Raw genomic sequence first — 11996 nt, 5'->3', positions numbered from 1 at the left:
TTATAAAGCGCGCCGCATCGACAAAATCGCATGAAAGTATTATGAAATATAGTAAAAGGTATTTTTGTAAGGTATGCAATGTAACGTGCTGTATTAAAGACCGGATGGCAGTTTTCCGGGTTCGGCAAAGATTATTCCAATCGTCGGCTAAAATAGTTTGACGTTCGAACAACAAATAGGTCCTCAATGAAGCGAGTCCTTATCGTCAAGGTCACTTCCCTCGGCGATATCGTGCAGGCGTTGCCAGTCGTCGCCGACATCAAACGCGCGTTTCCCGGCGTTCAGGTGGATTGGGCGGCAGACGAAGCATTCGCCGAAGTGGTGCATTGGTGCGAAGGCGTGGACCGCGTGCTTTGCGCGCCGCTGCGCCGTTTCAAGAAGGCGCGCCGATGGGGCGATTTCAAGGCGATCGCGGCGTCGATCGCCGAATTGCGTGCGTACCGCTACGACTTCATCGTCGACATTCAAGGCGTGTACAAGAGCGCGATCATCGCCTTTCTGGCGCGCTCGTCGAAGCGTATTGGCTACCAGTCCCAGGATCTTGGCGAGCGAGGTGCCGCATTCGCTTATACCGGGCGTTTCGGCCCGCGTCCGCAGTGCAGTGCGTGGCATGGCATGCGCATCAGCACGGGTGAGGCGCTGGGCTACGAGGTCGAAGGCCCCGCCGTCCACAATCTGCGCCTGCCCGAACCGGCCACCCCACTGTTCGCGGCTGACAGCGCGCCGGTCGCGGCGCTGTTTCACGCCACCTCCAAAGAGGACAAGAAGTGGCCGCTGACTCACTGGGTCGCGGTCGGCCGCGAGTTGGCGCAGCGCGGTTTTCATGTGGTGTTGCCATGGGGTTCGGAAGGCGAGCGAGCTGAGGCGGAGCAGATTGCGTCGCAGGTGCCGGGCTCGACCGTCCTGCCCAAGCTGAGCGTGACCGAAATCGCGCAGATGATCGACGCGTGTGCGTTGGTGATCGGAACCGATACGGGTTTCGTTCATGTGGCGCATGCATTGCAGAAACGCACGGTCATGATTTTTGTGGCGACCTCGGCATCGCATTTCGGCATTGAAGCGCCGTTCCGCTCGATCTCGATCGGCGACGGTCATTCAGTGCCGCCGATCGCCGAGGCACTGAGGGCGATCGATTACGTGCACAGCGAGCCGCGCGCGGTTCCCGTGCAGCACGGATCGGCAGCCGCCTGAGCGCAGCCTTACCGCGCCGTCGCGCAATCGTTTGGCTGAAAGAAAAGAGGCGTGACGCGCAGTCGCTTTATCAAACAAGCGCTGCCACGGAACGCCTCCGAAAAACGCCCGTGTCGGGGAACTACGGGCGGAGAGGAATCGCAGCAATGAACACACCGACTTTTCCACCGAGTCGTGCATTGAGCAGCCCCATCGGGCGATCGACCCAGTTCTAAAGAGACCGCCGGCCGGCGGTCGAGTTCAATGGTGCATTTAACGTCGAGGCATGCCGGGCGCGCCGACCGAATCGTGTGCTGCTCTCGTGTGCCGCTCACCGGCCTCCCACAGCGGCTCTCTCGTGACCTCGCTCAGCGTTCGGTTGAGCCTTGCATTACATACCTGTTAAATCTGTCGCATTTCGTCGAGTGCCTAATTGGCCAACCATGTGATCTTGCGTGTGGCCACCGGCTCAATCATTGCGCATGAAAGTGCGTACTCGATAGCCATGGCCGACGCCGCGAGCCGCGCACCCGCCACAGGCAGGGCTTGCAAGGAACGTGCGTGCTCAAAGCAGTATAGGAGGTGTTTTCGTCTGATGGGAATCTGTTGTCGACCTGCTGCGGCGCGGTCGGTTTAGGGGTTCAAACGTGTAACACCTCGGTGATCTTCCCTTACAAATGGCAACGTTCGCGCGAGGCAGGGTCGTGTTCAATCGAGTCATTCGGGGTTTCGGCTCGAATGAATCTGACTCGAAGGAGAACAATATGAAACGCTTAATCCTGACCCTGATCGCAGGCACGCTGCTGGCAACGGCGCTCGGAGGCTGCATCGTTGCACCGGCGCCGGGCTATTACTACGGCGGTGGTGGTTACTACCATCACGGAGGCTACTACTACCGGTAACGGCGTGTGGCGAGTGTCTTGCCAGACACAGCACCAAACCCTGAAGGCTGCCGCTTGCCTGCATAGGCAAGAGCAGCCGCTCAGCAGCTTCTTCTAATGATGATGTCAGGCCCGGTTCCGGCTGCCGCATCCGACCGAGTGTCGCGGCGTTCGACCGCTCAGGCGAGCAGCATTTCGAACGCAATCACCGCAGTGATGGCAGCGGCGTTCGCGGCCAGTGCTTCGACGACGATGCCCTTCCACGTCGCGGGACGAAAGCGCAAGGCCAGCAGCAGCGAACACAGCAACGCCAGCGCGATGATCATCACGATATCCGCGTTGTGAAGATGAATACTCATCAGAGCCTCCCTGCTTGCCATAGGGTTATTTGAGTCGAGTATAGGCAAGTCAAAAAGACGCGCAAGGCAGGGGATTTACTCAGTCCACCCTCAGTTCGTCTTCAGTCTCTTGGCATTTCACATCAGCTGCGTATCGCGTGTCTCGCGCATGCACAGCACGCCGATCAAGCTGACGGCCGCGGCGATCGACACATAAGCGCCCACCCACGACAGCCCGCCGTGCGCGGCCAGCACCTGCGCGATATACGGCGCGACGGACGCACCGAGAATTCCGCCGAGGTTGTACGACACGCCTGCACCGGTATAGCGCACGTTGGTCGGAAACAGTTCCGGCAGCAGCGCGCCCATCGGCGCGAAGGTCACGCCCATCAGGAACAGTTCGATCACGAGGAACAGCAGCACCAGCGGCGTCTGTCCGCTGCCGAGCAAGGGCGCCATAGTGAAGCCGGACAGGATCGCCGCGACGATGCCGGCGATCAGCACCGGCTTGCGGCCATAACGGTCGCTCGCCCAGGCCGAGAGCGGCGTGGCGAGCGCCATGAACACGACCGCGATGCACAGCATGCCGAGGAACGTCGGCCGCGGAATATGCAGCACCGACACGCCATACGACAGCGAAAACGTCGTGGCGTTGTAGAAGAGCGTGTAGCAGACCACCATGGCCAGCGCGCCGAGGAGGGTGGGCAGCCCGTGCTGCGACAGCAACGTCGCGATCGGCACCTTCACGCGTTCTTTGCGTTCGATGGCCGCCTGGAAGGCCGGCGTCTCAGCGATTTTCAACCGCACGTACAAGCCGAGCGCGACCAGCACCGCGCTGACGAGGAACGGCACGCGCCAGCCCCAGCTGCGGAATTGCTCGTCGCTCAAAGACAACGCCAAAGCGAAGAACAGACCGTTGGACGCCAGAAAGCCGATCGATGGCCCCAACTGCGGGAACATCCCGAACCAGCCGCGTTTGCCGGCTGGTGCATTCTCGGTGGCGAGCAGCGCGGCGCCGCCCCATTCGCCGCCAAGACCGATACCCTGGCCGAAGCGCAAGATGCACAGCAGGATCGGCGCGAGGCTGCCGATCGAGTCGTAGCCGGGCACGAAACCGATCAGCGTGGTGGACACGCCCATCACCAGCAGCGAAGCGACGAGCGTCGACTTACGGCCGATCCGGTCACCGAAGTGACCGAACAGGAACGAGCCGATCGGCCTCGCGACGAACGCGATGCCGAACGTGACGAATGCCGACAAAGCCTGGGCCGTCGCCGAGCTGTGCGGGAAAAACACCGGTCCGATGACGAGCGCCGCGGCGGTCGCATAGACGTAGAAATCGTAGAACTCGATCGCGGTGCCGATGAAACTCGCGAAGATGATTCGCGTGCTGCTGTTCTGCCCGCTTGCGTTGGGCTGGGCCGCGGAAATCGGCGAAGTGGACATGCAGGGTCTCCGTGTGTCGTGATGCCGTTGGGCGCCATACTTTTCGTGTAGGGGCGGCGCGAGGTCGGGCAGCATCTTTGTTTAAGTTCGTGTGCCAGCGCTTCGGCGCGTCTCGTAGGCGGCTGAAGCCAGGCACGGCGCGGGCGACGATGCGACAGCTTACAACGGTAGCCGGTGGCCGTCCGCGGTCGCGCGCGAAAGCGGCCTGACGAGAGAAATAACTGGGCGGCCGACGCGGGTGGCGCGGCGGCGCTGCAATCGGGCTCGTGCCGCGCCAACGGGTGAGTGGGCGGCGTGAGCCGTGCCGGAAGGCTCCGGCTTGGGGAATCGGAAAATTATAACGAGCGCGGTGGCGGCACAGCAAGGCGTGACAAGACGCGGTTCGCGTCTTGTCACATGGGGCGCTGTTTGGGCGCCGTGTTCAGTCGATGGTCTGCGCTTGCGGCGAGGCGAGCTCGCGCAACTGGAATTTGCCGTCGTCGTTGAACAGCCAGTCTTCGAACAGTTCGAGCTGGCCACGGCCGTTCAGCAATTTGCCAGGCGGTTGAGGCAGCGGCGAGGCGCGCCGCAAGGTGGCGAGCGCGGTGCTCTCGGCTTCGTCATCGCCATTGGTGCGATACACCGAGGATTGCACTACCTGACCGTTGCGATCCACCGTGAACGAGACCACCACCAGCGAGCGCAGCATCGCTTGCGGCGTGCCGCGCAACACATAAGACGGGCTGCGTTCGATGATGCGTTTGGCAACCGCGCTGCGGTACTGGTCGAGCGTCGCACTATTGACGGCGGCTGCCGGTGTGATGATGAGTGGGCGGTCCGGCGGCGTGAAGGTGCAGCCTGCTATGACTGCGAGCGCTAAAACGGAAGCTATCTTCAATGCCGATGCTGAAGCGGATGCCGCGCTATGCGCATGCGATAGCGATGCGCCAACGCGTGAAGCGAAGCGTCCGGTCAAGCGGCGGAGGTGACGCGTGCGGGTGAGCATGGTGGTGGAAAGCACCGAGGCAGGATCTAAATTGATGGTAGTCAAAAAACGCCAGGATTCAATTGTCGTTGACCCGCTCCGCGCGATTCGCACGCTTGTAATGAGCCGAAATATGACCGGATTGGTCGGCGGCCAAAACACGCCTACACTGCATGGGCCTCTTTCGAGAGGCATCGGTGGAAGTCTTTCATTTGGTCCGCTTCGCGCGGGCTTTCTTTTTTTGCGCGACGCTTTGCGCAGTCAATCATTCCAGCCACGCAAAAGAAAAAGGCGAACCCGTCGATGAGTTCGCCTTTGTTTTCACGCGCCAGCCTTGCCTTACTTCAACTTACCTTACTTCAACGCTTCCCGCGCAGCCTTAACGGCAGCGAGCACCTGCTCCGGCGCCGTGCCGCCCGGATGGTTGCGGCTCGCCACCGAACCCTCAAGCGTCAGATACGAGAACACGTCCTCGCCGATCAGATGCGCGACGTTCGGCAGGTCCTGACGCATTTCCTCCAGCGTCAGGTCGGCCAGATCGCAGCCGCGATCGGCACACACGCGAACCGCCAGCGCCACCGCTTCGTGCGCGTCGCGGAACGGCAGACCGCGCTTGACCAGGTAGTCGGCGAGATCGGTTGCGGTGGAGAAGCCTTGCAACGCGGCGTCGCGCATGGCTTGCGGCTTCACCGAGATGCCGGCGACCATTTCAGCGAAGATGCGCAGCGTATCCGCAACCGTATCGACGGTGTCGAACAGCGGCTCCTTGTCTTCCTGATTGTCTTTGTTGTACGCGAGCGGCTGGCCTTTCATCAAGGTCAGCAGCGCGATCAGATGGCCGTTCACGCGGCCCGTCTTGCCACGCGCGAGTTCAGGCACGTCCGGGTTCTTCTTCTGCGGCATGATCGACGAGCCCGTGCAGAAACGGTCGGCCAGATCGATGAAGCCGACGCGCGGGCTCATCCACAGCACGAGTTCTTCGGAAAAGCGCGATACGTGCGTCATCACCAGCGCGGACGCAGCCGTGAACTCGATCGCGAAGTCACGATCGGACACGGCATCCAGCGAGTTCGCGCAGATGCCGTCGAAGCCCAGCGTCTTCGCCACTGCATGACGGTCGATCGGATAGCTGGTGCCGGCCAGCGCCGCTGCACCCAGCGGCAGACGATTCACGCGCTTGCGGCAATCGACCATGCGTTCGGCGTCGCGCGAAAACATTTCGACGTAAGCCATCAGGTGATGGCCGAACGTGACGGGCTGCGCCACCTGCAGGTGCGTGAAGCCCGGCATGATGGTCGACGCGTTCTTCTCGGCCATGTCGAGCAAGGCGGTGCGCAGTTCCGTCAGCAGGCCGCCGATGCGGTCGATTTCGCCGCGCAGCCACAGGCGGATGTCGGTCGCGACCTGGTCGTTACGCGAGCGGCCCGTGTGCAGGCGCTTGCCGGCGTCGCCGATCAGCGCGGTCAGGCGTGCCTCGATGTTCAGGTGGACGTCTTCCAGATCGAGTTGCCACTCGAACTCGCCTCGTTCGATTTCACCCCTGATCTGCGCCATGCCGCGTTGGATCGCGGCGAGGTCGTCGGCGGCGATGATCTTCTGCGCGGCCAGCATCGAGGCGTGCGCGAGCGACCCTTCGATATCGACGAGCGCCAGACGCTTGTCGAAGAAAACCGACGACGTGTAGCGTTTGACGAGCTCCGACATCGGCTCCGAGAAGCGAGCCGACCAGGCTTCGCCTTTTTTGTGCAGTTGGGACGTCATGGTGTTGGGCAGTTGAACGAGGTGAGGACGCTGACGGCGTTTGCGTACGGTGCAGGCGCCATCGGAATGAGCGAAAGACTGGGATTTTAACACTGGCGGACGGCCTCAAAGATGCCGCTCGCCCGAGGCCGCATAGGCAAAAGCACTTGCGACGCCGGCTTCTGACGAGCCGCCCGGAGAAACGCAGACGGCGCGAATGCGCTGGCGGCTGCGTGTGCCGCAGCGCGCCACTGCGCCACCGCGGCTACTCCCGCACCAGCACCACCAGCTTCAGATCCTCGCGATGCGCGGGCTTGAAGGTGATCTGGTCGTAGACGATGCGGCCGTCGCGCGGATGATTGAATTCGCGCCGGCCGCCTTCACGGCCGCCGACATCCTGCGACGCCCAGAAGCGCGCGAACGCGTCGCTGGCGGCGGAGAGCGAGTCGATCAACCCGCGCGTGGGAGCGTCGTTCAGATGACGGATCGAATCCGCGCGGAATTCGGCCGCGAGACGCCGCGCCCGCGTGTCCCAGTCGACGATCAGCTCGCGTGCGGCCGGCTCGGTGAAGGTGTAGCGCAGCAGATTGCGGTCGTGCGTACCGTCCAGCCAGCCGACGAACAGGTCGGCGGCGCGCGCGTTCCAGGCGAGCGCGTTCCACTGCCGGTCGAGCACGTAAGCCGGCGCGTTCACGAGCTGCACGGTTTCGAGCAGGGTGGCGGGGGCGTCGGCGGCGGCCGGATCGGGCTCGGCCGGGTCGCGCTGCGCGGCCAGCTCGAACAGATACGCCCGCTCGGCACGCGACAGTTGCAGCGCGACAGCGATCCGCGCCAGCGCCTCGGCGGAGGCGGAGACCGGGCGGCCCTGTTCGATCCACGTGTACCAGGTTGGGCTGACGCCGCATAGCTGCGCGACTTCCTCGCGCCGCAAGCCGGGCGTGCGGCGGCGCGGGCCGGGCGGCAGGCCGAGCGCTTGCGGCGTGAGCCGTTCGCGGTGAGCGCGGATGAAATCGCCGAGTGCGCGGGCAGGTGTGGCGTCGAGCGGCGGCGGGTTGTCGGCGGAGGGCGGCGTGGTCATTCTTGTCAGGCAGCGCTTGGTGGAGGTGGTGTTATTGATACCAGAATAATTGCTTAACTTGTACTGGTACACGGCGGGTTCTATTGTAACGGCTGGAACGGCGCAGCGCCCTCGAGACCCACCCGGCCCAAGCCCGCCCAACCCCACCTGGATAACCGGAGCCTTCCATGAAGCACCACGATCAAGTTGCCGACGCCTTCGGCTCGACCGCCGCCGCGTATTTCACGAGTCAGACGCATGCCACCGGCGCCGATCTGCAGACGCTGGCCCGATCGATCGCCGCGACGCCGGATGCAAAGGTGCTCGACATGGGTTGCGGTGCGGGTCATGCGAGTTTCGCGGTGGCGCCGCACGCAAAAGAAGTGGTCGCGTACGACATCGCGCCGCAAATGCTGGCGACGGTCGACGGCGCCGCGAAGGACCGCGGCCTGAGCAACATTTGCACGCAACAGGGCGCCGCCGAAACGCTGCCGTTCGACGACCATTCGTTCGACTGGGTCATCAGCCGGATGAGCGCGCATCACTGGCACGACGTGCCGCATGCGTTGGCCGAAGTGCGGCGCGTGTTAAAGCCGGGCGGCAAGGTGTTGTTCATCGACATCGCCGGCATCGATCATCCGCTGCTCGACACGTATATTCAGTCAATCGAAGTGTTGCGCGACGGCTCGCATATCCGCGACTACCGCGCCGACGAATGGATCGCGTTTTTCGAAGCGGCCGGTTTCAAGGCATCGATTCGCGAGCGTTGGCGCATCGCGATCGAGTTCAGCTCGTGGGTGGCGCGCATGCGTACGCCGGAGCCGCACGTGATTGCGATTCGCTCGCTGTGGAACAAGTCCCCCGATGAGGTGCGTCAGTATTTCGACGTGCAGGAAGACGGCTCGTTCAAGCTCGACGCGCTGATGATCGAGGCGCAATAACGCAGTAACGTAATAACGCGTGGCCGCACCGAAGTAGCGGCCGATACGGCCTGAAAACACACGGCGCAAAAACGACGAAGCCGGGCGCGGCAAACTGCTCCGCGCCCGGCTTCTTTTCGCAGGCGGCTACCGCGAGAGACAGACCGCCGGTTCAATCGGCTTCGATCAGCCCGTATTACGCAAGCCCGCCGCAATCCCGTTGATGCTCAAATGAATCCCGCGTCGCACGCGTGCGTTCGTATCGCCCGCACGGTGACGCTTGAGCAACTCGACCTGCAAGTGATTGAGCGGGTCGAGATACGGGAAGCGGTTCTTGATGGAGCGCGCGAGCAGCGGATTCTCCGCGAGCCGTTCGCTCTTGCCGGTAATCTCCGACAACACCTTCGACGTGCGCTCCCATTCCGCGACGATCCGCTCGAACACGTGCTTGCGCAGCTTCTTGTCCGACACGAGCTGTGCGTAGCGCGAGGCCACCGCGAGGTCGGTCTTCGCCAGCACCATGTCCATGTTGGAGAGCAGGTTCGAGAAGAACGGCCAGGTCTTGTGCATCTTCTTGAGCAGCGCAAGACGGCGGGTGCGCTCGGCGTCGCTCGGCGCGCTGTCCAGATGCGCGGCCACGGCGCTGCCGAAACCATACCAGCCGGTCAGCAGCAAACGGCATTGGCCCCACGAGAAGCCCCACGGAATCGCGCGCAGATCTTCGATTTTGCGTTGCTTCGGGTCCTGCAATTTGCGCGAAGCCGGACGGCTACCGATGTTCAATTCGGCGATCTCCGAGATCGGTGTCGACTCGAAGAAATACTCCTTGAAGCCCGGCGTTTCATAGACCAGCGCGCGATACGACGCCATTGCCGCGTCGGACAATTGCTGCATGGTCTCTTCGAACACAGGCAGTTCCGCCGGGGCGTTGCCGTGCGGCAGGAGCGACGCTTCGAGCGTCGCGGCCACCACCGTTTCCAGATTGCGCCGGCCGATTTCCGGATTGCCGAACTTGCTGGCGATCACCTCGCCTTGCTCGGTCAAACGGATCTGGCCGTCCACAGTGCCCGGAGGCTGCGACAGAATCGCCTGATACGTCGGACCACCGCCACGGCCCACCGTGCCGCCCCGTCCGTGGAACAGGCGCAAGGTCACGCCGCGTTCATTGAACAGCGACACCAGTGCCAGTTCGGCGCGGTACAGCTCCCAGTTCGACGTCAGGAAGCCGCCGTCCTTGTTGCTATCCGAATAACCGAGCATCACTTCCTGCTCGTTGCCCCGATGTTCGATCAGTGCACCCACGCCCGGCAGCGCGATCAGATCGCGCATGATGTGCGGCGCGTTGCGCAAGTCGGGAATCGTCTCGAACAGCGGAATCACCATCAAGGCCGCTCTCGCCGGATCGTTCGCGTCGCCGAGACGTCCGTGCAGCAGGCCGGTTTCCTTTTGCAGCAACATCACTTCGACCAGATCGCTGACGGTCTCCGTGTGCGAAATGATGTAGTTGCGCACCGCGCGCGCGCCGAACTTCTCGCGCGTGACGCGAGCCTCTTCGAGCACGCCGAGTTCACTCTTCACGAGGTCGGAGTATTCGCCGTACGGCAGACGCAAGGGGCGCGGCTGTGACAGTTCGGCGAGCAGCACCTTGAGCTTGTCTTCTTCGGAGAGCGACGCATAGTCGTTTTCCACGCCCGCGCGTTTCAGCAGCTCGGCGATCACGGCTTCATGGATGTCCGAGCTCTGGCGCAAGTCGATGCTCGCCAGATGGAAGCCGAACACTTCGGCGGCGCGCGTGAGCGGCGACAGGCGGGGTGCCGCGAGCGGGGCGCCATGATGCTCGGCGAGCGAATCGATCAGCACGTGCAGGTCGCGCACGAATTCGGCGGAGTCGTCGTACGGTTTGGCGCGCACCGGCGCCGCGCCGCGGCCCGCACTGCGCACCGGCACGCTGCCTTCGCCAAGACGCACGCGCGCGCTAGCCGCGAGCCGTGTGTACATGCCGATCAAGGCGCGGCGATACGGTTCGTCGGTACGGTGCGGCGACCGGTCGGGCGAAGCGGCCGCGAGTGCTTTCAACGCGTCGCTTGCGCCGGCCAGCAGGTTCGACACCGACAGCTCGGCGCCCAGCTTGTGCACCTGCTCCATATAGTGTTCGAAGATCACCGCGGCCTGGCGGGTGATCGCGTGCTCGAGCGTTTCCGCCGTGACGTTCGGATTGCCGTCGCGATCGCCGCCGATCCAGCTGCCCATCTGGAAGAACGGCGGCAGACGCGCGTCGAGGCCGTGCTCGGCGAGCGCTTCTTCGATATCGGCGTAGAGCGCCGGAATTTCTTCGAGGAACGTGGCGCGGTAATACGACAGCGCGTTTTCGATTTCATCGGCAACCGTCAGACGCGAGTCGCGCAGCATGCGCGTTTGCCAGAGCGACGTGACGCTGGCGCGCAGCATGGCTTCGTTGCGCGCGCGTTCGCGGTTGGTCAACGGCTGATCGCGTTCGGCCAGGAGGCGCGCGACGTCGTGCTGCGCGTCGAGAATACTCTTGCGCTGCACTTCGGTAGGGTGCGCGGTCAGGACCGGCACGATCAACGCCTCGTTGAAGAACTGCTGCAGCACCGGCGTCGCGGCGGCGTTCGCCTCGACGAGCCGTTCGAGCGCATGCGCCATGGTGCCGGGTTGCGAGGTCGAGCCGGCCAGCGCGTGAATCCGGTGACGGCGATTGCGGTGGCGGTCTTCAGCGATATTCGCAAGATGCGAGAAGTAGCTGAACGCGCGCACCACGCTGACCGTTTGCTCCGGGCTCAGCGTTCGCAGTTTCTTGTCGAGCGTCTGCGCGGCGGCGTTGTCGTCCTCACGGCGAAAACGCACGGCGGTCTGGCGGATCGTTTCCACGACGTCGAACACCGCGTCGCCTTCCTGTTCGCGCAGCACGTCGCCGAGCAGGCGGCCGAGATAGCGGATGTCCTGAAACAGCGGATGATCCTTGTCCTCACGCGTGCGGCCGCTGCTTTTCGAAGCGGGCGCGATCGTCTCCTGCAAAACGGTTTGCAGCTTGGGCGCTTTGGCGGCTTGCGTCGCTTTATCTGCTTTCACGGCCTTCACGGCTTTGTCCGCTTTCGCAGGCGCGGAGGTTTTCGCGGACTTGGGCGTTTTGGCGACGTGAGCGGCCTGGGTTGCCTTGGCCGCTTTGCCGGCGCGTTTGGCCGGGGTGGACTGGGTGGCCGTTGCGGCGGAGGCAGAAGCGGCGGCGTCGGCTGCTTGAGCCTTGGGCGATGCAGTGTTGCGGCGGGCAGGGCGCGCCGGTCCGGAAGACGTCACGATGGGTTTCCTCAGGGAAGCCAGGGTCTGTTGAGTGATGAACTGCTACTGCGGAACTGCACAATGAGTTGCAACGTGAACTGCATGAAACCAGCATGGAACCAGGCTGGAACCAGGACTAAGCCCGGACGAAGCCTGGACAAAGCGGTATGCGCCGATGGCAAT

General features: G+C 63.3%; 9 protein-coding genes. 3 read left to right on the top strand and 6 right to left on the bottom strand.

The window, feature by feature from the left end:
• Window positions 1–186 precede the first annotated feature (186 nt).
• Complete coding sequence (gene waaC, locus B0G76_RS40710; RefSeq protein ID WP_120298346.1) at window positions 187–1191, top strand: lipopolysaccharide heptosyltransferase I; 1005 nt, start codon at window positions 187–189, stop codon at window positions 1189–1191.
• Window positions 1192–1934: 743 nt separating this feature from the next.
• The gene (locus B0G76_RS43235) at window positions 1935–2072 is read left to right on the top strand and encodes a hypothetical protein (RefSeq protein WP_167363299.1); all 138 of its coding nucleotides are present in this window, start codon (window positions 1935–1937) and stop codon (window positions 2070–2072) included.
• 158 nt (window positions 2073–2230) lie between these two features.
• On the opposite strand, the gene B0G76_RS40700 is transcribed toward B0G76_RS43235, so the two are convergent.
• The 5 genes from B0G76_RS40700 to B0G76_RS40680 all read right to left on the bottom strand — a co-directional run bounded on the left by B0G76_RS40700 (window position 2231) and on the right by B0G76_RS40680 (window position 7617).
• A complete protein-coding gene (locus tag B0G76_RS40700; RefSeq protein ID WP_093643889.1) occupies window positions 2231–2410 on the bottom strand; it encodes a hypothetical protein in 180 nt (59 codons plus the stop codon).
• A gap of 117 nt (window positions 2411–2527) precedes the next feature.
• The gene (locus tag B0G76_RS40695) at window positions 2528–3835 is read right to left on the bottom strand and encodes an MFS transporter (protein ID WP_120298344.1); all 1308 of its coding nucleotides are present in this window, start codon (window positions 3833–3835) and stop codon (window positions 2528–2530) included.
• A gap of 421 nt (window positions 3836–4256) precedes the next feature.
• Window positions 4257–4712, bottom strand: a complete 456-nt coding sequence (locus B0G76_RS40690) for an energy transducer TonB (protein WP_409076783.1) — start codon at window positions 4710–4712, stop codon at window positions 4257–4259.
• A 441-nt stretch (window positions 4713–5153) separates the two neighbouring features.
• On the bottom strand, window positions 5154–6560 hold the full coding sequence (gene argH, locus B0G76_RS40685; protein ID WP_120298342.1) for an argininosuccinate lyase: 1407 nt from the start codon (window positions 6558–6560) through the stop codon (window positions 5154–5156).
• A gap of 244 nt (window positions 6561–6804) precedes the next feature.
• On the bottom strand, window positions 6805–7617 hold the full coding sequence (locus B0G76_RS40680; protein WP_120298341.1) for a helix-turn-helix transcriptional regulator: 813 nt from the start codon (window positions 7615–7617) through the stop codon (window positions 6805–6807).
• A 167-nt stretch (window positions 7618–7784) separates the two neighbouring features.
• Here B0G76_RS40680 and B0G76_RS40675 point away from each other — a divergent pair, with 167 nt between their 5' ends.
• On the top strand, window positions 7785–8537 hold the full coding sequence (locus B0G76_RS40675; protein WP_120298340.1) for a class I SAM-dependent methyltransferase: 753 nt from the start codon (window positions 7785–7787) through the stop codon (window positions 8535–8537).
• A 165-nt stretch (window positions 8538–8702) separates the two neighbouring features.
• Here B0G76_RS40675 and ppc read toward each other — a convergent pair whose 3' ends face one another.
• A complete protein-coding gene (ppc, locus tag B0G76_RS40670) occupies window positions 8703–11831 on the bottom strand; it encodes a phosphoenolpyruvate carboxylase (protein WP_120298339.1) in 3129 nt (1042 codons plus the stop codon).
• Window positions 11832–11996: the final 165 nt, after the last annotated feature.

Source organism: Paraburkholderia sp. BL23I1N1, from assembly GCF_003610295.1.
Taxonomy (GTDB): Bacteria; Pseudomonadota; Gammaproteobacteria; order Burkholderiales; family Burkholderiaceae; genus Paraburkholderia.
This window is presented reverse-complemented; position numbering and strand designations above follow the sequence as displayed.